Raw genomic sequence first — 23,428 nt, 5'->3', positions numbered from 1 at the left:
GCTACCTCAGTACTTGAGCAGGTTGGCGTCGTCGACCGAGGCCGAGCGACGGGTGCGGAAGATGGCCATGATGATGGCCAGCCCGATAACCACCTCGGCCGCGGCCACCACCATCACGAAGAAGGCGGCGATCTGACCGTCGAGGTTGCCGTGCTGGCGCGCGAAGCTGACGAACGCCAGGTTGGTCGCGTTCAGCATGAGCTCGACGCACATGAAGACGACGATCGCGTTCCGGCGGACCAGCACGCCGAGCGCGCCGATACTGAACAGGATCGCCGCGAGCACGATGTACGGCTCGGTAGTCACTTGCTGTCCTCCTCGACCGGGTATTCGCCGTCGTTGGTGAGTTCGCGGACCTCATCGACGTCCGCGCGCTCCTCCGCTTCGGGGAACACGGTGCCACGTGCCTGGAGCACACGCGAAACCGAGGTCGGTGCGATCGACCCGTCCGGCAGCAGCGCCGGCGTGTCGACCGCGTTGTGCCGGGCCAGTACGCCGGGGGTCGGCAGCGGGCCGGGGTGGATCCCCTGCTCGGCGTACTTGCGGATCCGCTCCTCGGCGTGGTCGCGCTGCGTCTTCTTCTTGGTCAGCCGCTCGCGGTGCGCCAGCATCATCGCGCCCATCGCCGCGGTGATCAGCAGCGCCGAGGTGACCTCGAACGCGAACACGTACTTGCCGAACAGCAGCTGCGCGATGCCCTTCGGGTTGCCGTCCGGCTGCGCGTCGGCGAGGCCGGTCGGGTGCCCGTAGATCGCGTTGCCGACCGCGGCGACCAGCAGGATGCCGAAGCCCAGGAACGCGATCCCGGCCAGCAGCCGCTGACCGCGGATGGTCTCGACCAGCGAGTCGGACGCGTCAACGCCGACCAGCATCAGCACGAACAGGAACAGCATCAGGATCGCGCCGGTGTAGACGATGATCTGTACGGCGAACAGGAACGGCGCGTCCTGCGCGGCGTACTGCACCGCCAGGCAGATCATCACGGTCGCCAGCAGCAGCGCCGAGTGCACCGCCTTGCGGACCAGCACCATGCCGATCGCGGCCAGGATCATGACCGGGGCCAGCAGCCAGAACGCGACCTGCGGGCCGGTGACGAGACCGATCACTTCGCGTCACTCCCTTCGGCCTTGGCCGCGGCACCGGTGAGACCGAGGTAGTAGTCCTTCTCGGTCTTGCCCAGCTGCATCTCGTGCGGCGGCTCCTGCATGCCCGGGAGCAGCGGCGCCAGCAGGTCCTTCTTCTCGTAGATGAGGGACGCGCGGCTGGTGTCGGCCAGCTCGTACTCGTTGGTCATCGTCAGCGCCCGGGTCGGGCACGCCTCGATGCACAGCCCGCAGAGGATGCAGCGCAGGTAGTTGATCTGGTACACCCGGCCGTACCGCTCGCCAGGCGAGAACCGGTCGCCCTCGGTGTTCGAGGCACCCTCGACGTAGATCGCGTCCGCGGGGCAGGCCCACGCGCACAGCTCGCAGCCGACGCACTTCTCCAGCCCGTCCGGCCAGCGGTTCAGCTGGTGCCGGCCGTGGAACCGGGGGGCGGTCGGCTTCTTCTCGAACGGGTACTCCTCGGTGAACACCTTCCGGAACATCGTCCGGAAGGTGACGCCGAAACCGGCTACCGGGTCCCAGAGGGACTCTTTGACACTAGCCACGGCTGCCTTCCTTGCTCAAAGACTCAGTCTTGCTCTGGCTCGGAGTGTTGACGGCCATCGGTGGTGGCACCGGGAAGCCGCCGGCGAAGGCGTCGAAGTCCTTGCCGTCGGCAACCTCCGCCTTCTCGGGCTTGGGCTTGGCCGGGACGAACATGCTGACGATCGCGATCACCAGCACGATCGCGGCGGCGACCAGCAGCGTGGTCCGGCTGAAGTTCGTCTCCCGGCCGACCGCGCGGACGGTGGCGACCAGCAGGATCCAGACCAGCGAGACCGGGATCAGGATCTTCCAGCCGAACTTCATGAACTGGTCGTAGCGCAGTCGCGGCAGCGTTCCGCGCAGCCAGATGTAGAAGAAGATGAAGCACATCAGCTTGCCCATGAACCACAGCACCGGCCAGTAGCCGGAGTTCGCGCCGTCCCAGATCGAAATCGGCCACGGTGCCCGCCAGCCGCCGAGGAACAGCGTGGTCGCCAGCGCCGACACGGTCGCCATGTTGATGTACTCGGCCAGGAAGAACATCGCGTACTTGATCGAGGAGTACTCGGTCAGGAAGCCCGCGACCAGCTCGCCCTCGGCCTCCGGGAGGTCGAACGGCGCCCGGTTCGTCTCGCCGACCATCGAGATCACGTAGATCACGAACGACGGGAACAGCAGGAACCCGTACCACCCGGGCAGCGGGATCGACGCCCCGAACCAGTGCACGGTCTGGTGCCCCTGCGCGGCCACGATGTCCGAGGTGGACAGCGAGCCGGCGAACAGGAACACCGTGACCAGCGCCAGGCCCATCGCGACCTCGTACGAGATCATCTGGGCGCTGGAGCGCAGACCGCCGAGCAGCGAGTACGTCGAGTTCGACGACCAGCCGCCGAGCACGATGCCGTAGATGCCGATCGAGGCGACCGCCATCACGTACAGCACCGAGACCGGCAGGTCGGTGAGCTGCAGCCGGGTGTAGGTGTCGGTCCACGGAATCCGCACCGTCGGCCCGAACGGGATCACCGCGAAGGTGAGGAAGGCCGGGATGGCGACGATCGCGGGCGCCAGGACGAACACCAGCTTGTCGACGCCCTTGGGCGTCAGGTCTTCCTTCAGCATCAGCTTCACGCCGTCGGCCAGCGACTGCAGCAGACCCTGCGGGCCGTGCACGTTCGGGCCGATGCGCTGCTGCATCCGCGCCACCACCCGGCGTTCCCACCAGATGTTGAACAGCGTCAGCAGCACCAGGAAGACGAAGATGAACAGCACCTTGATGAGGATGACCCACCACGGGTCATGCCCGACCCCCGCGTCGGGTACCGCGAGCGACATCATGCGTTTCCTCCGGCGATCGTCACGATCGAGCCATGGTCGGCGTGCAGTGAACGGCGGACGTGGGAGTCGGCCGAGTTCGTCGGCAGCCAGACCACGTTGTCGGTCATCGGGGTGATCACCACCGGCAGCCGGATGCTCCCGGCGTCGGTGCTCACCGCCAGCTCGTCCCCGTCGGCGACACCGATCCGGTGCGCGGTGGTGAGCGAGATCCGGGCCACCGGCTTGCGCGCGGTCGCGGTCAGGTGCGGCTCACCGTCGCAGGCCCGGCTGTCGTCGATCAGCATCCGCCAGGTCGCCAGCCGGGTGGAGTCGAACGCGCCGAGCGCCGGACCGGCGTGGTACGTCGGCTCCTGCGCGCGGTCGCCGTCCCAGCGGCCGAGCTCGTCGAACTCCTGCTTCGCGCCCTCGGGGGTGCTGAAGCCGAGCGGCGTACCCATCTCCTGCGCCAGCGCGGCCAGCGCCCGGGTGTCCGGCATCGCGGTCGGCACCGTGAGTACGACGGGGAACGGCCGCTCGCGGCCCTCCCAGTTCACGAAGGTGCCGGACTTCTCGACCGTCGGTACGACCGGGAACACCACGTCGGCGTACTCGGTGACCTGCGAGTTGCGGACCTCGAAGCTGACCACGAACGGCGCCGCCGCGAGCGCGGCGAGCGCCGCGGCCGGGTCGGGCAGGTCGTCGATCTCGACGCCCGCGACGACCAGCGCCTGCAGGGAGCCCGCGTTGGCGATGATCTCGGTCAGGTCCTTGCCGTTCCCGGCGGGCAGGTTCTCGACGCCCCACGCGGCCTGCATGTCGACCCGCGCCTGCGGGTCGGCGACCAGCCGGCCGCCGGGCAGCAGGCCCGGCAGGCAGCCGGCCTCGAGCGCGGCCCGGTCGCCCGCGCGCCGCGGGATCCAGGCCAGCTGCGCACCGGTGTCGAGCGCCAGCCGCAGGGCGGCCGAGTACCCGCCCGGCGCGCTCGCCAGCCGCTCGCCGACGACGATGATCGAGTCCGCACCCAGCGCGGCCCGGGCGGCGGCCCCGGCCGCACCGGCGTTGCCGAGATCCCCGAGTACGGCGGCCTCGGTGCCGGGCGAGGTGTGGACGACGACCCCGTCGAGCTTCTCCACCCCGCGCGACGCGTACGCCGCGAGCGTGAACACCTTGGTGCCGTGCCGCTTCGCGCCCTTGCGGACGCGCAGGAACACCGACGGCGCTTCCTCTTCCGGCTCGATCCCGGCGAACAGCACCGTGTCGGCCTTCTCCAGGTCCGCGAACGTCGTACCGAGACCGGTGCCGGCCACCGCGGCGGCCAGGAAGTCGGCCTCCTCGGCGGAGTGCGGCCGGGCCCGGAAGTCGATGTCGTTGCTGCCCAGCGCGACCCGCGCGAACTTCGAGTACGCGTAGGCGTCCTCGAGGGGCAGCCGGCCACCGGTCAGCACCGCCGCGTTGCCGCGTGCCGCGGTGAGCTTCCCGGCCGCGAACGTGAGCGCCTCCGGCCAGGACGCCGGCCGCAGCTCGCCGTCCTCGCGGATCAGCGGGTGCGTCAGCCGGTCTCCGGTGGTCGCGTACTGGAACGCGAACCGGTCCTTGTCGGAGATCCACTCCTCGTTGACCTGCGGGTCGTCGCCGGACAGCCGGCGCATCACCTTGCCGCGCCGGTGGTCGATCCGGATCGCCGCGCCGGACGAGTCGTGCTCGGCCACCGACGGCACCGACACCAGGTCGAACGGCCGCGAACGGAAGCGGTACGCCGCACTCGTCAGTGCACCGACCGGGCAGATCTGGATGGTGTTGCCGGAGAAGTAGCTCTCGAAGGGCTCCTTCTCGTAGATGCCGACCTGCTGCAGCGCGCCACGCTCGATCAGCGCGATGAACGGGTCACCCGCGATCTGCTCGGAGAACCGGGTGCAGCGCGCGCAGAGGATGCAGCGCTCGCGGTCCAGCAGCACCTCGGCGGAGATGTTGATCGGCTTCGGGTAGGTCCGCTTCACCCCATGGCTGGTGTGGAACCGGGACTCGCCGGCGCCGTTGCTCATCGCCTGGTTCTGCAGCGGGCACTCGCCGCCCTTGTCGCAGACCGGGCAGTCCAGCGGGTGGTTGATGAGCAGGAACTCCATCTGCCCGTGCTGCGCCTTGTCCGCCACCGGGGAGCTCACCTGGGTCCGGACCACCATGCCGTCGGCGACGGTGATCGTGCAGGAGGCCTGCGGTTTCGGCATCCCGCGGCCGTTCCCGGCGTCGGTGATCTCGACCAGGCACTGCCGGCAGGCGCCGACCGGGTCGAGCAGCGGGTGGTCGCAGAACCGCGGGATCTGGATCCCGATCTGTTCCGCGGCCCGGATCAGCAGGGTGTTCTTCGGGACCTTGACCTCGATGTCGTCGATGGTCACGGTGACCAGATCGGTCCGCTCCACCTCGGCACCGGCCGGTGGGTTCGCTTGGATCGTCATGCGCTAGCTCCAGCAGTCGCGAAGACAGTGCTTGCCATCGGGTCGAGCGGGCAGCCGCCGTGCTCGAAGTGCGCCAGGTACTCGTCCTTGAAGTGCTGGATCGAGCTGGTGATCGGCGCCGTGGCACCGTCACCGAGCGCACAGAACGCCCGGCCGAGGATGTTCTCGGACAGGTCGAGGAGGGTGTCGAGGTCCTCCTCGGACCCCTTGCCCGCCTCCAGCCGCTCGAGGATCTGCACCAGCCACCAGGTGCCCTCGCGGCACGGCGTGCACTTGCCGCAGGACTCGTGCTTGTAGAACTCGGTCCAGCGCAGTACGGCGCGCACCACGCAGGTGGTCTCGTCGAACATCTGCAGCGCCTTCGTGCCGAGCATCGACCCGACCGAACCGACGCCCTCGTAGTCCAGCGGGATGTCGAGGTGTTCCGGCGTCAGCAGCGGCGTCGACGAACCGCCCGGCGTCCAGAACTTCAGCTGGTGGCCCTCGCGGATCCCGCCGGCCATGTCGAGCAGCTCGCGCAGCGTGATGCCGAGCGGCGCCTCGTACTGCCCCGGGCGGGTGACGTGCCCGGACAGCGAGTAGAGCGTCATGCCCTTGGACTTCTCGGTGCCCATCGAGCCGAACCAGTCCGCGCCGTTCTTGATGATCGCGGGAACGGATGCGATCGATTCGACGTTGTTGATGACAGTGGGGCACCCGTACAGACCGGCGACGGCCGGGAAGGGAGGACGCAGCCGAGGTTGACCGCGACGTCCTTCCAGCGAGTCCAGCAGCGCCGTCTCCTCGCCGCAGATGTAGGCGCCGGCGCCGGCGTGCACGACGACGTCCAGGTCGTAGCCGGTGCCGAGGATGTTCGTGCCGATGTAGCCGGCGTCCTTGGCCTCCTGCACCGCCTGCTGCAGCCGGCGGACGACGTGCAGCACCTCGCCGCGCACATAGATGAACGCGGCGCTCGCGCGGATCGCGTAGGACGCGATGATGACGCCCTCGACCAGCGTGTGCGGCGAGGCCATCATCAGCGGGATGTCCTTGCAGGTGCCCGGCTCGGACTCGTCCGCGTTCACCACCAGGTACTTCGGCTTCGGGTTGTCCTGCGGGATGAACGACCACTTCATCCCGGTCGGGAAGCCCGCGCCGCCACGGCCGCGCAGACCGGAGTCCTTGACCGTCGCGACGACGTCGGCCGGCTGCATCGTGAGCGCCTTGCGGAGGGCGTCGTACCCGCCGGTGCGCTGGTACGACGTCAGCTGCCAGGCGTTGATCTGGTCCCAGTTGTCGGACAGGACCGGGGTCAGCGTGGTCATGGTCAGCCCTCCTTCGGGGTCTCGGCGCCGTTCGGGGCCGACCAGTTGCGCTCCCGGGCCAGCCGGAGGCCGGCCAGCGTGGCCTTGCCGCCGGTCGGGCCCTCGTCGGCGCGCCCGTCCGGGAAGCCGGCCAGCACCCGCTCGGCCTCGCGCCAGGTGCAGATCGTGGCGCCCCGCGGCGACTTCACCTCGGCGCCCGCGCGCAGGTCGTCGACCAGCTGGGTGGCCGTCTCCGGCGTCATGTCGTCGAAGAACTCCCAGTTGACCATCATCACCGGCGCGTAGTCGCAGGCCGCGTTGCACTCGAGGTGCTCGAGGGTGACCTTGCCGTCCTCGGTGGTCTCGTCGTTGCCGACGTCGAGGTGCTGCTTCAGCCGCTCGAAGATCAGGTCGCCGCCCATCACCGCGCACAGCGTGTTCGTGCAGACGCCGACGTGGTAGTCGCCGACCGGGCGGCGCTTGTACATCGTGTAGAACGTCGCCACCGCGGACACCTCGGCGCCGGTCAGCCCGAGCACGTCGGCGCAGGCCTCGATGCCCTCCGGGGTGACCCGGCCCTCGACCGACTGCACCAGGTGCAGCATCGGCAGCAGCGCCGACCGGGCCTCGGGGTACCGGGCCGCGATCTCGCGCATCTCCGCGATCGTGGTCTCGGTGATCTTCGAGTCGCCCGTGCTGTAGGGCACGGTCTTGTCGGTAGCAGTCGTGTGGTTCTCGGCCATTTAGCGGTCCACTCCACCCATCACCGGGTCAAGGCTGGCGACGGCGACGATCACGTCGGCGACCTGGCCGCCCTCGCACATGATCGGCATCGCCTGCAGGTTTGCGAAGGACGGGTCACGGAAGTGCACCCGGAACGGCTTGGTGCCGCCGTCGGAGACGACGTGCGCACCCATCTCGCCACGCGGCGACTCGATCGCCACGTAGGCCTGGCCGGCCGGGACCCGGAAGCCCTCGGTGACCAGCTTGAAGTGGTGGATCAGGGCTTCCATCGACTCGCCCATGATGTGCTTGATGTGGTCGAGCGAGTTGCCCATCCCGTCGGCGCCGACCGCCAGCTGGCTCGGCCAGCCGATCTTCTTGTCGGCGACCATCACCGGCTGGCCGTCCATCTTCTCCAGCCGGTCGGCGCACTGCTCGACGATCTTCAGCGACTCGTGCATCTCCTGCAGCCGGACCCGGAAGCGGCCGTAGGCGTCGGAGGAGTCCCAGGTCGGTACGTCGAAGTCGTACGTCTCGTACCCGCAGTACGGCTGGCTCTTGCGCAGGTCCAGCGCGTACCCGGTGGAACGCACCGTCGGGCCGGAGATGCCGAGCGCCATGCAGCCGGCCAGGTCCAGGTAGCCGACGTTCTGCAGCCGGGCCTTGAAGATCGGGTTCGCGTTGCAGAGGTCGGCGTACTCCGGCAGGTGCTTGTTCATCCAGGTGATGTACTCGCGGATCTTGTCCAGCGCACCCGGCGGCAGGTCCTGCGCGACACCGCCCGGCCGGATGAACGCGTGGTTCATCCGCAGCCCGGTGATCAGCTCGAACAGGTCCAGGGTCTTCTCGCGCTCACGGAAGCCGATCGTCATCACGGTCAGCGCGCCGATCTCCATACCGCCGGTGGCGATACAGACCAGGTGGCTGCTGATCCGGTTGAGCTCCATCAGGAGCACCCGCATGACGTCGGCCTTCTCCGGGATCTGGTCCTCGATCCCGAGCAGGCGCTCGACCGACAGGCAGTACGCCGCCTCGTTGTGGAACGGCGACAGGTAGTCCATCCGGGTGACGAACGTGACGCCCTGCACCCAGGAGCGGAACTCGAGGTTCTTCTCGATGCCGGTGTGCAGGTAGCCGATGCCGCAGCGGGCCTCGGTCACGTTCTCACCGTCGAGCTCCAGGATGAGCCGCAGTACGCCGTGCGTGGACGGGTGCTGCGGGCCCATGTTGACGACGACGCGCTCTTCCGGCTCCTCACCGAGGCCGGAGACCACCGAGTCCCAGTCCTGGCCGGTGACCGTGAAGACCTTGCCCTCGGTGGTGTCGCGGGTGGTCGCGTAAGGGTCTGTAGTGGTCATCAGTTGTAAGACCTCCGCGTGTCGGGCGGCGGGATGACAGCGCCCTTGTACTCGACGTCGATGCCGCCGAGCGGGTAGTCCTTGCGCTGCGGGTGCCCCGGCCAGTCGTCGGGCATCAGGACCCGGGTCAGCGCCGGGTGCCCGTCGAAGATGATGCCGAACATGTCCCAGGTCTCCCGCTCGTGCCAGTCGTTGGCCGGGTAGACCGCGACGATCGACGGGATGTGCGGGTCGCTGTCGGGAGCCGCCACCTCCAGCCGGATCCGGCGGTTGTGGGTGATCGACAGGAAGTGGTAGACGGCGTGCAGCTCGCGGCCGGTCTCGTGCGGGTAGTGCACCCCGCTGACGCCGGAGCAGAACTCGAACCGCAGCGCCTCGTCGTCGCGCAGCTGCCGGCACACCTCGACGATGTTCTCGCGCCTGATGTGCAGCGTCAGCTCGCCGCGGTCGACGACGACCTTTTCGATCGCGCCCGCCGTGGTCAGGCCCTCGAGCCGCTCCACCGCGCCGTCGAACCAGGAGCCGTACGGCTTCGGGGTCGACCCCGGCAGGACGACGTTGCGCTGCAGGCCGCCGAACCCGGAGGTGTCACCGCTGCCGCGGACCCCGAACATGCCGGTCCGCTCCTCGATGACCTCGGGAGTCGAGCCCTCAGGCGTCGCCGGAAGGTTCTCGGAGTCGCTCACCGCAGCAGCCCCTTCATCTCAATGGTCGGCGCGGCGGTCAGGGCCGCGGCCTCCTGCTCGGTCTGCAGCGCCTTCTTGTGCGCGCCGAGCTTCATATGCTGGATCTGGTCGTGGATCTTCAGGAACGCGTCCAGCAGCATCTCCGGCCGCGGCGGGCAGCCGGGCAGGTACATGTCGACCGGTACGACGTGGTCCACGCCCTGCACGATCGCGTAGTTGTTGAACATGCCGCCCGAGGACGCGCAGACGCCCATCGCCAGCACCCACTTCGGGCCGGGCATCTGGTCGTAGATCTGACGCAGTACCGGGGCCATCTTCTGGCTCACCCGGCCGGCCACGATCATCAGGTCGGCCTGCCGCGGCGACGCCCGGAAGACCTCCATGCCGAACCGGGCCGCGTCGTAGCGCGGAGCGCCGGTGGTCATCATCTCGATCGCGCAGCAGGCCAGCCCGAAGGTTGCCGGCCACAACGAGGCCTTGCGCATGTAGCCGAGCAGTCCTTCGACCGTGCTCAGCAGGACGCCTGCCGGAAGCTGTTCCTCAAGACCCATGTCAGTCCCACTCCAGTCCGCCGCGCCGCCACACGTAGGTGTACGCGATGAAGACGGTCACGATGAAGATGACCATCTCGACCAGCCCGAAGAGCGCCATCTGGTCGAAGGCGACCGCCCACGGGTAGAGGAAGATGATCTCGATGTCGAACACGATGAACAGCATCGCGGTGATGTAGTACTTCACCGGGAAGCGGCCGCCGCCGACCGGCTGCGGGGTCGGTTCGATGCCGCACTCGTACGAGTCCAGCCTGGCCCGGTTGTACCGCTTCGGGCCGACCAGCGCACTCACGGTGATGCTGCCCGCCACGAAGAGCAGCGCGAGCACACCAAGAGCAAGAATCGGTGTGTAGGGGTGCATCGCTGCGTGCTCCCTCCTTCAGCCGGTGGTCTGTCGGTGTCTGTGTCTGTTGTTATCAGTACCGCTGTGGCTCAGCTCACTCGCCCCGCCGCTCAGGCGGCGGGAGCCAGCTTGGTGAGCCCGTTGATGATCTTGTCCATCACGTCGCCGTCGCGCGGGTCGGTGAGGTTGGCAAGCAACTTCAGGGTGAACTTCATCAGGGTGGTGCGCGGCAGACCGTACTTCGTGCAGAGCCGCATCACCTCCGGATTTCCGATCAGCTTCACGAAGATCCGGCCGAGCGTGTAGTAGCCGCCGTACTCCTGCTTGAGCGCCTTCGGGTATGCCGAGAGCGCCCGCTCGCGCTGGTTCGGCTGCCGGCGCAGCGCCTGGGCGGCGACCTCGGCGGCGAACGCCCCGGACTCCATCGCGTACGGGATGCCCTCGCCGTTGAACGGGTTGACCATGCCGCCGGCGTCGCCGAGCAGCATCAGGCCGCGGGTGTAGTGCGGCTGCCGGTTGAAGCCCATCGGCAGCGCCGCCCCGCGGATCGGGATGGTCTGGAACTCGTCGCGGAACTGCCACTCCTCCGGGGTGTTCTTCAGCCACGCCTTCAGCAGGTCGGCGTAATCGACCTTGCCGAACGCGTCGGAGGTGTTCAGGATGCCGAGGCCGACGTTCACGGTGCCGTCGCCCATCCCGAAGATCCAGCCGTACCCCGGCAGCAGCACCTTGCCGCCCGGCTGCTTCGGGTCGTCGGCCCACAGCTCCAGCCAGGACTCGAGGTAGTCGTCGTCGGTCCGCGGGCTGGTGAAGTACGTCCGGACGGCGACGCCCATCGGCCGGTCGTCGCGCTTGTGCAGGCCCATCGCGATGCTCAGCCGGGACGAGTTGCCGTCGGCCGCCATCACCAGTGGCGCCCGGAACTCGAGGTCGTCGCCGGCCCGCCGGCCGTTGTCGTCGACCGGCTTCGCGGTGACGCCGACGATGTGGCCGCGGTCGTCCAGGATCGGCCCGCTGACGTTGGTCCGCTCGCGCAGCCGCGCCCCGGCCTTCACGGCCTGCCGGGCGAGCATGTCGTCGAAGTCCATCCGGTTCCGGGTCAGGCCGTAGTTCGGGTGGCTGGCCAGGTCCGGCCAGTCGAGCTGCAGCTGGTGCCCGGCGCCCTGGATCCGGAGGCCGTAGTTACGGATCCAGCCGGCTTCCTCGGAGATGTCGATGCCCATGTTGATCAGCTGCTTGGTGCCGCGCGGGGTGAGCCCGTCGCCGCACACCTTCTCCCGCGGGAACGCGGTCTTCTCCAGCAGCAGTACGTCGAGACCGGCGTTCGCCAGGTGGTACGCGGCTGCCGATCCGGCGGGTCCGGCACCGACGACGATCACATCGGCGGTCTCCGCCTGCTGCCCGCTCGGCACGCTCTGGCTCATCTCTCCGGCCTGGATGTTCTTGGGGGCGTGTGCGCTCGTGAACGACTTCACGAGCACTCTTCACTCGACAGTCTAGGACTGCCTGACGTGGACACGAAACTCGCCCCAACCGCCTTGCGGGCAAGCCAATTTCGCATAATTTCCGTTGCGTAATTAACTGGGCATCAACTGGGCTTGACGGCCCGGTGGATGGCGACCAGACCACCGGTCAGGTTGCGCCACTGCACCCTGGTCCAGCCGGCCTCCTCGATCGCCCGGGCCAGCGGCTCCTGCGGCAGCCAGGCGCGGGTCGACTCGGCCAGGTACTCGTACGCCTCGGGGTTCGTCGACACCACCTTCGCGACCGCGGGCACCGCGCGCATCATGTACTCCAGGTACACCACCCGGAACGGCTTCCAGGTCGGGTGCGACTGCTCGAGGACGACGAGCCGCCCGCCCGGCCGGGTGACCCGGAGCATCTCGCGGAGCGCCAGCGCCACGTCGTTCACGTTCCGCAGCGCCCAGGAGATCGTCACCACGTCGAAGGACTCGTCCGCGAACGGCAGCCGGAGCGCGTCGCCGGCGATCAGGTCCAGCTCCGGGTGCCGGCGCTTGCCGACCGTGAGCATGCCGACCGAGAAGTCGCAGGACACCACCTCGGCGCCGGACTCGCGCAGGTTGATGCTGGACGCGCCGGTGCCGGCCGCCAGGTCGAGGATCTTCAGGCCCTTCCGGGGCGCGATCTCCTTGACCGTCTCCGGGCGCCAGTACAGCTTCTCCAGCCCCATCGTCGCGACCGCGTTGGTCCGGTCGTACCCCTCGGCCACGTTGTCGAACATGGCCGCCACGGCCTGCGGTTCCTTGCTCAGATCTGCGCGTGTCACCTGTCTAGTTCATCACGCGGGCACGGGCCGGCCGGACGGCAGGCATACTCTTGCCTTTCGTGAGTGCATCTCCAGGTAGCCGTGCGGCCCTCGCGACCCGAGGCCCCGCACCGCAATTGGTGGTCCGCAGTCAACCGGTGGACGGCGTGTCGGCGCACCTGCTCGACCACTTGCCGGACGAGGGCGGACTCGCGTGGGTACGGCGGGGCGACGGCCACGTCGGCTGGGGCGTCGCCGCCCGGCTCGACGTTGCCGGGAGCAACCGCTTCGAGCAGGCCGCGCGCTGGTGGCAGGAGCTCGTCGGGGCCGCCGTGGTCCGCGACGAGGTCGGCGTCCCCGGTTCCGGGCTGATCTCCTTCGGGTCCTTCGGCTTCACCGATCAGGACCCGGGTGAGCTGGTCGTGCCCGAGGTGATCGTCGGCCGCCGTGGCGGCACCACCTGGGTGACGACGGTCTCGCCGGCCAGTTCGCTGGCCGCGCCGCCGGAGCTGCGGATCCACGAGCCGTCGCCGGTGTACGACGTGACGTTCGCGGACGGCGCCCGCACCGGGACGGACTGGTCGAGCATCGTCGCCGACGCGGTCCGCCGGATCACCGCGGGCGACCTGGACAAGGTCGTCCTGGCCCGCGACCTGATCGCGTACGCCGAGCAGCCGATCGACCTGCGCTGGCCGTTGCACCGGCTCGCCACGGCGTACCCGAACTGCTGGACGTTCTCCGTCGACGGGCTGATCGGCGCCACGCCCGAGCTGCTCGTCCGCCGGGAGAAGGGCCTGATCACGTCCCGGGTGCTGGCCGGCACAATCCGCCGTACCGGCGACGACGCCCACGACCTGGCGCTGGCCGCGTCGCTGGCGCGGTCGTCGAAGGACCTCGAGGAGCACGAGTTCGCGGTCCGCTCGGTCGCCGACGCGCTCGAGCCGCACTGCTCGTCGATGAACGTCCCGGAGACCCCGTTCGTGCTGCACCTGCCGAACGTGATGCACCTCGCCACCGACGTCGCGGGTGTCGCGAACAACGGCGCCTCCGCGCTCGGGCTGGCCGCCGCGCTGCACCCGTCCGCGGCGGTCTGCGGTACGCCGACCCCGGTCGCGCGGGACCTGATCGGCGAGATCGAGGGGATGGAACGCGGCCGGTTCAGCGGACCGGTCGGCTGGATGGACGCGGCCGGCGACGGCGAGTGGTGCATCGCCCTGCGCTGCGGCCAGGCCGACCCGGACGAGCCCCGCCGGATGCGGCTGTTCGCCGGCGCCGGCATCGTCGCGGGCTCCAACCCGGACGCCGAACTGGCCGAGACGAACGCCAAGCTGGTACCGATGCGAGACGCTCTAGGAGATCTATGAAGCTGACGAAGTTCGCCCACGCCTGTGTCCGGCTGGAGAAGGACGGGAAGACGCTGCTGGTCGACCCCGGGTCGTTCAGCGAGGACGCCGCCTTCGAGAAGGCGGACGCGATCCTGGTCACGCACGAGCACCAGGACCACCTCGACGTCGACCGGGTCGCCGCCCTCGACGTACCCGTCTACACGAACGCCGGCGTCGCGGCGCAGCTGACCGCGCTGGGCGACCGGGTCCACGTGGTCGCGGGCGGCCAGTCGTTCGAGGCGGCCGGCTTCTCGGTCAGTGCCTACGGCAAGGACCACGCGGTGATCCTGCCCGAGTGGGGCGTGCCGTGCGAGAACGTCGGCTTCCTGATCGACGACGCGGTCTATCACCCGGGCGACTCGTTCACCCTGCCCGACCGCGCCGTCCACACGACCCTGGTGCCGATCTCCGGCCCGTGGTTCTCGCTGCCGCCGGCGGTCGAGTACGCCCGAGCGATCAAGTCCGACCAGATGGTCGGCATCCACGACGCCCTGCTCAGCCCGGTCGGCCTGAGCATGTTCGCCCGCTTCTTCACCACCGACGAACGCCCGTACCTCGGCCTCGCCCCCGGCGAGTCGACCGAGATCAGCTGAACCTGCACCCCGAAGTCCCGGACCGCGCGGTCAGCTATCTGAAGGGTTGGCCGCTGAGATGGTGGGTTGGCTGCTTGCATGCAGGCGGTGAAACCCACCATTTCGGAGGCTGACCTCTCAAACGACGGTGAGGGCGGTCACGCGGTGAACTCCACGTCGACGAAGTCGGCCACCGGGCGGTAGCCGGCCTGGTGGTAGATCTTGTTGGAGGTGGGGTTGGCGAGGTCCGTGTAGAGGCAGGCCTGGTTGCCGTCGGCAAGGATCATGGCGGTGACGTGGCTGGTCAGGGCGCCGGCGTAGCCGTGGCGGCGGTGCTCCGGCGGGGTGTAGACCGGGCCGACCCGGCTGACGCCGTACAACGGCAAGTGGTAGCCGACCATGGTCACCGGGACCCCGCCGGCCTCCCAGATCCACAGCGTCCGATCCGCGAGGTGGCGCTCGGCCCACGCGTGGTTGTCGGTCGCGACCACGTCGGCGACCTCGGCGGCGAAGCCGTCGGCCCAGCCGGCCACCAGCTCGACGTCGTCCGCCCGCATCGGGCGCGGATCGCCCTCCGCCGCGAGCGGCGTCAGCTCGATCAGCTTGTGCAGCCGGGTGCCGCGCCTCTCGGTCGCCATACCACCCCGCAGCTCGCACCAGCGCCGTCCGAACCGGAACGCCGCCGGCCGGTCCCCCGCGACCCCCTTCAGCTCCGGCAGGACGTCCGCGTACGCCTCGGCGATCGGCTCCGCGAGCTCCTCCCGCAGCGCGCCGACGTACACCCCGAACCCCGGTGTCCGCATCGCGACGCCGACGACGTCCGGGGCGTGCACGGACACGAAGTACGACGGCTCGTCCTCGGACCGCGCCGTACCGTTCGCGCGCTCGTGGACGTTGCTCATGATGATCGTGTGCAGCACCGGATCCTGTTGCAGGAAAGGGAAAACGGTCTGCTCGAAGGCCTGCGGATCGGTCGTCACACGCACATCCATGCACCGGAGCGTACGCCTGCGGCCCCAGCGCGGTCGCCCGGATTTACACTGCGGCTATGTCCACCACCCGGTTGCTGCTGCTCGGCGTCGTGCGGATCTTCCAGCCGGCGTACGGGTACCAGTTGCGCCGTGAGCTGCTGACCTGGAACGTGCAGGCGTGGGCGAACATCAACCCCGGCTCGATCTACACCGGCCTGCGGACGCTGGCCAAGCACGGGTACCTGCAGGAGCTCGAGCAGGACGGCGCGCACCGGCCCGGGCGGACGTCGTACAAGCTGACCGCGGACGGCGAGACGGAGTACTTCTCGCTGCTGCGCGGGATGCTGTGGACGGTCGACGGGTTCCACCCGGACAAGATGCAGGCGACGATCAGCTTCCTGTGGTCGCTGCGCCGTGACGAGGTGATCGCGGCGCTGGAGGCGCGGATCACGCAACTGGAGTCCTGGCTGAAGTCCGAGCCGTTCTCCGAGCGCGCGATCCTCGAGGACCCGGCGACGCCGAACCACGTGGTCGAGATGTTCCGGATCACCACCGCCCGCGACAACGGCGAGCTGCGGTGGACCCGCGAGTTCCTGGACCGGATCCGGAACGGCGACTACGCCTTCGCAGGCGAGCCCGCCGACTGGGCGCCGTACCCCGGCATGGTGACGCACTGGGGCGAGATCCCCGACCCACCCCCGAACTAGCCCCCTCCCCCTTCCCTCCACCCCACCCATCCCCATCTCCCCACCACCCCTCCCGCCCTTCCCCTCCCCACCACCCCTCCTCCCCTCCCCACCACCCCTCCTCCCCTCCCCACCACCCCTCCTCCCCTCCCCTCCCCTCACCCCACCCAGCCCCGCCTCCCCACCACCCCTCCTCCCCTTCCCCACACCCCACCCAGCCCCGCCTCCCCGCCTCCCCACCACCCCTCCCTCCCTTCCCTTCCCTTCCCCTCACTCCACCCCGGCCACTATTCAAGATTGACTAGTCAATGTTGATCATCGACACTGTCTCGCATGATGATCGAAGCGCGCGGGCTGGTGCGGACGTTCAAGACGAAGCGGGGGGCGGTCCAGGCCGTCCAAGGGGTTGACCTGGATGTGGCCGACGGGGAGATCGTCGGGTTCCTCGGGCCCAACGGGGCCGGCAAGACCACGACGATGCGGATGCTGGCGACGCTGATCAAGCCGACCAGCGGGACCGCGACGGTCGCCGGGTGCGACCTCGCGAAGGACCCGGTCGGGGTACGGCGGGGCATCGGGTACGTCCCGCAGAGCGGGTCCACGCTGCCCGAGGCGGTGGCCGGCGACGAGGTGGTCGACCACGCCCGGCTGTACGGCGTACCGAAGGCGAAGGCGGCTGCGGACGGGCAGCGGCTGTTCGAGGAGCTCGACCTGCCGGGGCTGTGGCGACGGCAGTGCAAGACGCTGTCCGGCGGCCAGCGGCGCCGGCTGGACATCGTGATGGGGCTGATCCACGACCCGAAGCTGATCTTCCTGGACGAGCCGACCACCGGCCTCGACCCGCAGGCGCGGGCGAACCTGTGGGAGCACATCCGCGGCCTCCGGGACCGTGGCGCGACGATCTTCCTGACCACGCACTACCTGGACGAGGCGGACGCGCTCTGCGACCGGATCCTGGTCATCGACCACGGCAAGATCGTGGCGGCCGGTACGCCGGAGAACCTGAAGCAGCAGGTCTCCGGCGACGCGGTCCGGCTGAGCCTGGCCGCGCCGGCGCAGGCGCCCGCGGTGACCAAGATCGTCGAGCAGCTCGACGGTGCGACGGAGGTGGAGACCGACGACGACGTGGTCGGGTTCCGGATCCCGCGCGGCGGCTCGGTGCTGCCCGGGCTGCTCCGCTCGATCGATGCCCAGGGCATCGAACTGCACGGCGTCGAGGTGCACCGGCCGACGCTCGACGACGTGTTCCTGACGATGACCGGCCGCTCCCTGCGTGACGAGGACGCGGCACCCGGGAAGGAGACTGCGGCATGACCGTCCTCAGAGAGACCTGGATCGTGTTCCACCGGGCGATGCGGCTGTCGCTGCGGAACCCGATGTGGTCGATCCTGATGCTCAGCCAGCCGTTGATGTACCTGTTCCTGTTCGGACCGCTGCTGAAGCCGATCACCGCGCAGATCAGCCAGGGCCACGCGACCAACGCGTACCAGGTGTTCATCCCGGGCCTGATCGTGCAGCTCGGCATGTTCGGCGCGATGTTCGTCGGCTTCGGCCTGATCGCGGAGTACCGGGCCGGCGTGATCGAGGCGGACCGGGTCACCCCGGCGTCCCGGATCGCGCTGATGGCCGGGCGGGTACTGCGGGACGTCGTGGTGCTGGTCGCGCAGTCGATCCTGCTGCTGCTCGCCGCGCTCCCGCTCGGCCTGCGGGCGCCGTGGGGCGGCGTACTGCTGTCGCTGGTGATCGTCGCGCTGCTCGGCGCCACGTTCGCCTCGCTGTCGTACTCGGTCGCGCTCATCACCAAGAGCGAGGACGCGCTCGCACCGCTGCTGAACGGGATCGCCATGCCGCTCCTGCTGCTGTCAGGCATCCTGCTGCCGATGCAGATCGGCCCGAAGTGGCTGCAGCGGCTGTCCGACATCAGCCCGTTGAAGCATGTCGTGAACGGCGTCCGCGCCCTGTTCCGCGGCGACATCGGCAGCTCGGCCTCGCTGTGGGGCCTGTTCTGGGTGGTCCTGCTGACGATCATCGGACTAGCTGTCGGCGCAAGAACCTTCCGGAAGGAATCTGCCTAGAGTTCATCGACGTGTTGCATGGCGGCGCTACGGTGCCGCCATGCGCTCGCCGATGGTCCGTGGGGTCGTCGGGTCTGTCGTAGTCGCTGTCGCCAGTCTGGTGACGTCGGTGGTGCCTGAGTCGTCCTGGGTCGCGTCGTTCCCGCTGCGGGACTCGCTGGCCGGGCGGATGGTCGGGCTGACGTTCATGGTGGCCGGGCTCGGGCTGATGGCCTGGGCCTGGCTGACCGCGGGCCGGCGGGTGATGGCCGGCGAGCGGCTCCCGCTGCTCCGGATGACGGCGTACTGGAGCATTCCGCTGCTGCTGGCGCCGCCGCTGTTCAGCCGCGACGCCTGGAGCTACGCGGCCCAGGGCGCACTGGTGGCGGAGGGCTACAACCCGTACGACGTGGGACCCGGCGTACTGTCCGGCCACATCGTCGAGGCGGTCGACCCGATGTGGATGCAGACCCCCGCACCGTACGGTCCCCTGCCGCTCGCCTACGGCGGCCTGGTCGCCCACCTGACCATGAACCCGTACCTGCTGATGCTGGCGCACCGCCTGCTCGCCGTACTCGGCATAGTCCTCATCGCGTGGGCCGTGCCGCGCCTTGCGACCGCCTGCCGCGTAGACCCGGCCTTTGCCACCTGGCTGGTCGTTCTGAACCCGATGCTGATCACGCACGGCATCGGCGCCGCCCACAACGACATCCTGATGCTGGGACTCGCCTGCAGCGCCTTCGCACTGGCCCTGACGGGCCGTTGGGGTACGGCGGCCGTAGTGGCCGGCGCTGCCGCGGCAGTGAAGCTCCCGGGCGGGCTGGTTGCGATAGCCATCGCTGCGGTCATGAGCCCGTTGGCCGGCCGGCTGCACCGGTTCGCCAGCCTGGTGATCGCCGGGTTCGTCTCAGTGGTCACCCTGGTCACGATCGGCGCCCTGACCGGCGTGGGCTCCGGCTGGCTCGGCGCGCTCGACGTACCCGGGCTGGTCCGTTCACCGTTCTCCATCGCCAACCTGGTCGGTATGGCGGCGTCCGGCGTACTGGGCTGGCTGGGCGAGGACACTGCCGCCGCACAGGCGCTACAGATCGTCAGGCTGATCGGCATGCTCGCCGCACTGAGCCTGATCGCGTGGCTGAGCCTCAGGTCGTCCATCCACTACGCAGCACGAGCCGTAGGCGTCGCCCTGCTCGCGGTTGTCGTCCTTGGCCCGAGTGCGCACGACTGGTACTTCCTGTGGTGCCTGCCGTTCCTGGCCGTCGCACGTCCCGGCCGACGGCTGACCACGATCATCACCGCGGTCAGCCTGATCTTCACGATCGCCGCGCCGCTCAACTCGTCGCTGCGCGGTGCGACCATCCCGATCCTGACCACGACCGCCCTGGTGATCGCGATCGCGGTGCCGCTGCTCAACCACCTCCGCACGCTCCAGCCGTCGCGGAAGGTCCCGGTTACAGCTGCTTGAGGGTCTCCACCAGCGACCGGCTCAACGGCCGGTGACTGTCCCGGTCAAGACGTACCTCGACCACGTCCAGCCCGGCCACCGTCCGCACAAGAGCAGCCCGTAGCTCGTCGGCTGTCCGAACCAGCGCGTACGGCGTACCAGTGGCGGCGCACAGTGCGGACAGGTCCACGTTGTGCGGCGTACCGAAGACGCGCTCGAAGTGCGTGGCGTGGTTCGGGTCGCCCTGCTCGAGGGTGGAGAAGATGCCGCCGCCGTTGTCGTTGACGACCACGATCCGCAGGTCCGGGCGGGCCTCGTCCGGTCCGATCACCAGGCCGTTGCTGTCGTGCAGGAACGCGAGGTCGCCGATCAGCGCGTACGTCGGGCCCGCGTTCGCGAGCGCGGCGCCGACGGCGGTGGAGATCGTGCCGTCGATCCCGGCCAGGCCTCGGTTCGCCACGGTCCGGATCGGCACCACCGGGGCGAGGTCGAGGTCGCGGACCGGGTTCGAGGAGGCGACCACGAGCATGCCATCGGCGCCGACCGCCTCGCCGACGAGCTGGGCAACCCGGGGCCCGCTCAGGCCGTCCGCGAGCAGCTTGTCGATCTCCGGCCGGGCCGCCTGGTCCGCGGCCTGCCAGCGCGCCAGCCAGTCGGTCGGGTCGGGCCCGGTGACCTGCAGCCCGGTCACCACGGAGGCCGCCCGGCGGGCCGGATCCGGCCAGTGCCCGGTCGGCGACACCACGACCACCTCGACATCGGCCCGTGCCAGCAGCTGCGAGATCGGCCGCGACAGCGTCGGGTGCCCGAATACCAGCACCCGCTCGATCTCCCCGGCCAACTCGCTTGCCTGCAGCAACAACCGGTACAGCGAGACGACCGACGCCCCGACCCGCGCCCGGCTGGAAGGCTCGGCAAACAACGGCCACCGCCCAGCCTCGGCAACCAACCGAGCCGCCTGCGAAGCCCCATCCCCCGCAACCACCACAGTCCTGGGACCCGGAGACACTGCCGCAGGTTGAGCATTCGCAGCATGCACAGCCGTCCACGGCCCAGTACTGCGCCCCGCCAACGCCTCAGGCCAGTCAGGCCCCTCAGTAGGCACCAACGGCTCACTGAACGGGCAGTTCAGCTGCACAGGCCCCGGGTCCGCCGACCGGGCGCCGGTAGCGACAGCCACCGCCCGCGCGACCTGCGACCGCCAGTACGCGACCTGCCCGATCTCACGGACCGGCGTACCCATCTCGTGGAACAGCCGGACCGCGGACCCGAACACCTTCAACTGATCCGTCGTCTGGTTCGCCCCGCTGCCCCTTAGCGAAGGCGGCCGGTCGGCGCTCAGCACAATGAGCGGCAGACCGCTGTGCGACGCCTCTAGCACGGCAGGGTGCAGGTTGGCCACCGCAGTGCCCGAGGTTGTCACCACAGGCACCGGTAGACCCGTACCGCGCATCAAACCGATCGCCAGGAAGCCCGCAGTACGTTCGTCGATGCGCACGTGCAGGCGGAGCCGCCCATCGCGATCCGCAGCGGCCAAGGCCAGCGCCAGCGGGGCGCTCCTGGACCCTGGTGACACCACGGCCTCGCGGACGCCGCAGCGGATCAGTTCGTCGACCACCACAGTCGCGAACGCTGTGGACGGGTTCATCCGGCACTCCTTACTCGGGACAGGCGCTCTTCCCACACCCTGGTCCGCTCAGCATCAGCACGGGACGCCTGTAGCAGTTGGGGATCCGGGACGACGCGTTTGACCGGCAGGAACCCGTTGGTCGGCAACAAGGGCTCTGTGACGACCTCTTGGGTAAACATGGAGACCGTGGCCAAGCCGCACGCGTAGGGCAGCTCAGGAAGCGCAGCGGCGAGTGCGACGCCGGCCGCGATCCCTACCGAGGTTTCCAGCGCCGACGACACCACAACGGGCAGCCCGATCTGTTCTGCGATGCTCAGACACGCACGGACGCCACCGATGGGTTGCACCTTCAGTACGGCGATGTCGGCCGCGTCGAGCTTCTTCACCCGCAGCGGGTCCTCCGCCCGGCGGATGGACTCGTCAGCCGCAACAGGGACGTCCGTACGGCGCCTGACCTCCGCCAGCTCCTCCACCGCCGCGCAGGGCTGCTCGACGTACTCCAGGTCGAACCTCTGCAGCTCCTTAAGGCTCCGCAACGCCTGGTCGACCGACCACAGCCCGTTGGCGTCGATGCGCACGTTTCCGTTGCCTATGGCGTCCCGTACCGCTTCCACACGCTCCAGGTCGTCAGCCAGCGTCTGACCCGGCTCAGCCACCTTCACCTTCGCCGTACTGCATCCTGACGCTCTGACGATCGCCGCGGCCTTCTCTGGCCCTACTGCCGGAACAGTGCAGTTGACCGGGACCTGGTCGCGTACGGGTGCCGGCCACCCGTCCTCAGCCGCTTCACGCGCCGCACGCAGCCAGGAGACGCAAGTGGCGTCGTCGTAGTCCAGGAACGGGCTCCACTCCGCCCAGCCGGCAGGGCCTTCGTACAGCATGCCCTCGCGAACAGTAATACCGCGGAACTTGTTCTTCAGGCCGATGGAGTACGTGATCACCGCACGTCCTCCAGCAGCCGTTGCCGGTCGACCTTGCCCGAAGCAAGCATCGGCAACGCCTCCAGTTGTACGACGTCCTGCGGCGCCCAGGTCCGCGGCAGCGTCTCGCTGACCCAGTCGCGGACCTCCTCCCGCGTGGGCTCACCGACGACGAAAGCGACCACCCGGGTCCCCCACTCCGCGTCAGGAGCTCCCAGTACGACGGCGTCCTTCACGCGGGGGTGTTCGAGCAGCCGCGCCTGCACGGTGGTCAGCGTGACGTTCACGCCGCCGGAGATCACGACGTCGTCGACCCGCCCGACGACTCGCAGCCGTCCGTCCACGAGCTCGCCGCGGTCCTGCGTACGGAACCAGCCGTCCCGCAGTACGTCGGCCGTGAGCTCCGGGCGCAGCCGGTACCCGGAGAACAGCGTGCTGCCCTTGATCAGGATCCGCCCGTCGTCCAGGTCGATCGACGTACCGTCCAGCGGCACCCCGGCGTACACGCAGCCGCTGCCCGTCTCGGTCATCCCGTACGCCGGGATCGCGGTCACGCCGGCCTCCCGCGCGCGCTGCTTGAGCGGCTCCGGCGTCGACGCCCCGCCGATGATGATCGCGTCGAACGAGCGCAGCGCCTCCAGATCCGTGTCGAGGTACCGCGCCAGCTGCGTCGGGACCATCGCGGTGTACCGGCGGTCCCCGGTCAGCCTGGCGGCCGCGGCGGTGAGGCTGTCGCCGACCGGCACCGGCGTCGTACCGGCGACCAGCGAGCGGGTGAGGATCTGCAGGCCGCCGACGAAGTACGGCTTCATCGGCAGCAGCCACTGCCCGGGGCCGCCGAGCCGGTCATGGGTGGCGACGGCCGAAGCGATCAGCGCGTCCCGCGACAGCAGCACACCCTTCGGTTCGCCGGAGGAGCCGGACGTGGTCAGCACCACAGCGCAGTCGTCCTCGAGCGGCTCGTCCGGCGCTGCGGCCTGCCGCACCCGCTCGGCCCCGGCCGGATCGTCCGGCACGGGCGCGAACGGCGTACCGCTCCCGTCGAGTACGTCGCTCAACGCCGCCAGCACCGCATCCGGCGTACCGGGAATCAGCCGCAAGGTAGACATGTCAGACCGAGCGTACGACCCGCCGCCGGACCGCAGCACATTGGAC

The 23,428-nt window shown here is 69.4% G+C and carries 23 protein-coding genes; 6 read left to right on the top strand and 17 right to left on the bottom strand.

Translation table 11 applies throughout. The annotated features are described in order from the left end of the window. Positions 1-6 precede the first annotated feature (6 nt). The 13 genes from nuoK to ACFV9C_RS19405 all read right to left on the bottom strand — a co-directional run bounded on the left by nuoK (position 7) and on the right by ACFV9C_RS19405 (position 12,632). Positions 7-306, bottom strand: a complete 300-nt coding sequence (gene nuoK, locus ACFV9C_RS19465; protein WP_130384807.1) for an NADH-quinone oxidoreductase subunit NuoK — start codon at positions 304-306, stop codon at positions 7-9. After that, positions 303-1,106 carry an NADH-quinone oxidoreductase subunit J gene (locus ACFV9C_RS19460; RefSeq protein ID WP_380195366.1) on the bottom strand — a complete coding sequence of 268 codons (804 nt, stop codon included), beginning with the start codon at positions 1,104-1,106 and terminating at the stop codon, positions 303-305. The genes nuoK and ACFV9C_RS19460 overlap by 4 nt, the downstream gene beginning before the upstream one ends. Continuing rightward, the gene (gene nuoI / locus ACFV9C_RS19455; protein WP_380195365.1) at positions 1,103-1,651 is read right to left on the bottom strand and encodes an NADH-quinone oxidoreductase subunit NuoI; all 549 of its coding nucleotides are present in this window, start codon (positions 1,649-1,651) and stop codon (positions 1,103-1,105) included. Before nuoI ends, ACFV9C_RS19460 begins: the two co-directional genes overlap by 4 nt. After that, complete coding sequence (nuoH, locus tag ACFV9C_RS19450) at positions 1,644-2,963, bottom strand: NADH-quinone oxidoreductase subunit NuoH (protein ID WP_380195364.1); 1,320 nt, start codon at positions 2,961-2,963, stop codon at positions 1,644-1,646. The genes nuoI and nuoH overlap by 8 nt, the downstream gene beginning before the upstream one ends. Then, entirely contained in the window at positions 2,963-5,401 is a 2,439-nt protein-coding gene (locus ACFV9C_RS19445) for an NADH-quinone oxidoreductase subunit G (protein WP_380195362.1), read from the bottom strand. Before ACFV9C_RS19445 ends, nuoH begins: the two co-directional genes overlap by 1 nt. Then, complete coding sequence (nuoF, locus tag ACFV9C_RS19440) at positions 5,398-6,705, bottom strand: NADH-quinone oxidoreductase subunit NuoF (RefSeq protein ID WP_380195360.1); 1,308 nt, start codon at positions 6,703-6,705, stop codon at positions 5,398-5,400. The genes ACFV9C_RS19445 and nuoF overlap by 4 nt, the downstream gene beginning before the upstream one ends. Positions 6,706-6,707: 2 nt before the next feature. After that, the gene (nuoE, locus tag ACFV9C_RS19435; protein ID WP_380195359.1) at positions 6,708-7,427 is read right to left on the bottom strand and encodes an NADH-quinone oxidoreductase subunit NuoE; all 720 of its coding nucleotides are present in this window, start codon (positions 7,425-7,427) and stop codon (positions 6,708-6,710) included. Continuing rightward, positions 7,428-8,765: an NADH-quinone oxidoreductase subunit D gene (locus ACFV9C_RS19430; RefSeq protein WP_380195357.1), complete on the bottom strand. Its 1,338-nt coding sequence runs from the start codon at positions 8,763-8,765 to the stop codon at positions 7,428-7,430. It lies immediately after the preceding gene. Then, entirely contained in the window at positions 8,765-9,451 is a 687-nt protein-coding gene (locus ACFV9C_RS19425) for an NADH-quinone oxidoreductase subunit C (RefSeq protein ID WP_380195356.1), read from the bottom strand. Before ACFV9C_RS19425 ends, ACFV9C_RS19430 begins: the two co-directional genes overlap by 1 nt. Beyond that, positions 9,448-10,002, bottom strand: a complete 555-nt coding sequence (locus ACFV9C_RS19420; RefSeq protein ID WP_131286677.1) for an NADH-quinone oxidoreductase subunit B family protein — start codon at positions 10,000-10,002, stop codon at positions 9,448-9,450. Before ACFV9C_RS19420 ends, ACFV9C_RS19425 begins: the two co-directional genes overlap by 4 nt. 1 nt (position 10,003) lies before the next feature. Continuing rightward, positions 10,004-10,363 (bottom strand): NADH-quinone oxidoreductase subunit A, encoded by a 360-nt coding sequence (locus tag ACFV9C_RS19415; protein ID WP_380195354.1) that lies wholly within the window; start codon positions 10,361-10,363, stop codon positions 10,004-10,006. Between the two features lie 92 nt (positions 10,364-10,455). Continuing rightward, positions 10,456-11,769, bottom strand: coding sequence for a geranylgeranyl reductase family protein (locus ACFV9C_RS19410; protein ID WP_380195515.1), 1,314 nt, complete (start codon positions 11,767-11,769; stop codon positions 10,456-10,458). A gap of 164 nt (positions 11,770-11,933) precedes the next feature. After that, positions 11,934-12,632, bottom strand: coding sequence for a demethylmenaquinone methyltransferase (locus ACFV9C_RS19405; RefSeq protein ID WP_380195352.1), 699 nt, complete (start codon positions 12,630-12,632; stop codon positions 11,934-11,936). Between the two features lie 59 nt (positions 12,633-12,691). Between ACFV9C_RS19405 and ACFV9C_RS19400 the strand changes: the two genes are divergently transcribed. Continuing rightward, on the top strand, positions 12,692-13,975 hold the full coding sequence (locus tag ACFV9C_RS19400; protein WP_380195351.1) for an isochorismate synthase MenF: 1,284 nt from the start codon (positions 12,692-12,694) through the stop codon (positions 13,973-13,975). Beyond that, positions 13,972-14,589 (top strand): MBL fold metallo-hydrolase, encoded by a 618-nt coding sequence (locus tag ACFV9C_RS19395; protein WP_380195348.1) that lies wholly within the window; start codon positions 13,972-13,974, stop codon positions 14,587-14,589. Before ACFV9C_RS19400 ends, ACFV9C_RS19395 begins: the two co-directional genes overlap by 4 nt. 137 nt (positions 14,590-14,726) lie before the next feature. On the opposite strand, the gene ACFV9C_RS19390 is transcribed toward ACFV9C_RS19395, so the two are convergent. Continuing rightward, positions 14,727-15,560, bottom strand: coding sequence for a GNAT family N-acetyltransferase (locus tag ACFV9C_RS19390; RefSeq protein ID WP_380195346.1), 834 nt, complete (start codon positions 15,558-15,560; stop codon positions 14,727-14,729). Positions 15,561-15,616: 56 nt separating this feature from the next. Here ACFV9C_RS19390 and ACFV9C_RS19385 point away from each other — a divergent pair, with 56 nt between their 5' ends. The 4 genes from ACFV9C_RS19385 (at position 15,617) to mptB (ending at position 19,744) form a co-directional block, all read left to right on the top strand. Next, positions 15,617-16,246, top strand: a complete 630-nt coding sequence (locus ACFV9C_RS19385; RefSeq protein ID WP_380195345.1) for a PadR family transcriptional regulator — start codon at positions 15,617-15,619, stop codon at positions 16,244-16,246. Between the two features lie 312 nt (positions 16,247-16,558). Then, complete coding sequence (locus tag ACFV9C_RS19380) at positions 16,559-17,539, top strand: ATP-binding cassette domain-containing protein (RefSeq protein ID WP_380195343.1); 981 nt, start codon at positions 16,559-16,561, stop codon at positions 17,537-17,539. Further along, complete coding sequence (locus ACFV9C_RS19375; RefSeq protein ID WP_380195342.1) at positions 17,536-18,300, top strand: ABC transporter permease; 765 nt, start codon at positions 17,536-17,538, stop codon at positions 18,298-18,300. Before ACFV9C_RS19380 ends, ACFV9C_RS19375 begins: the two co-directional genes overlap by 4 nt. Positions 18,301-18,340: 40 nt before the next feature. Then, positions 18,341-19,744, top strand: a complete 1,404-nt coding sequence (mptB, locus tag ACFV9C_RS19370) for a polyprenol phosphomannose-dependent alpha 1,6 mannosyltransferase MptB (protein ID WP_380195340.1) — start codon at positions 18,341-18,343, stop codon at positions 19,742-19,744. On the opposite strand, the gene menD is transcribed toward mptB, so the two are convergent. The 3 genes from menD to menE are packed head-to-tail and all read right to left on the bottom strand — an operon-like array spanning position 19,731 to position 23,382. Continuing rightward, the gene (gene menD, locus ACFV9C_RS19365) at positions 19,731-21,371 is read right to left on the bottom strand and encodes a 2-succinyl-5-enolpyruvyl-6-hydroxy-3-cyclohexene-1-carboxylic-acid synthase (RefSeq protein WP_380195338.1); all 1,641 of its coding nucleotides are present in this window, start codon (positions 21,369-21,371) and stop codon (positions 19,731-19,733) included. The genes mptB and menD overlap by 14 nt on opposite strands. Continuing rightward, positions 21,368-22,294 carry an o-succinylbenzoate synthase gene (locus ACFV9C_RS19360; protein ID WP_380195337.1) on the bottom strand — a complete coding sequence of 309 codons (927 nt, stop codon included), beginning with the start codon at positions 22,292-22,294 and terminating at the stop codon, positions 21,368-21,370. Before ACFV9C_RS19360 ends, menD begins: the two co-directional genes overlap by 4 nt. Further along, positions 22,291-23,382: an o-succinylbenzoate--CoA ligase gene (menE, locus tag ACFV9C_RS19355; RefSeq protein ID WP_380195335.1), complete on the bottom strand. Its 1,092-nt coding sequence runs from the start codon at positions 23,380-23,382 to the stop codon at positions 22,291-22,293. The genes ACFV9C_RS19360 and menE overlap by 4 nt, the downstream gene beginning before the upstream one ends. Positions 23,383-23,428 lie beyond the last annotated feature (46 nt).

Origin of the sequence: Kribbella sp. NPDC059898 (assembly GCF_042730855.1) — a bacterium.
Taxonomy (GTDB): Bacteria; Actinomycetota; Actinomycetes; order Propionibacteriales; family Kribbellaceae; genus Kribbella.
This window is presented reverse-complemented; position numbering and strand designations above follow the sequence as displayed.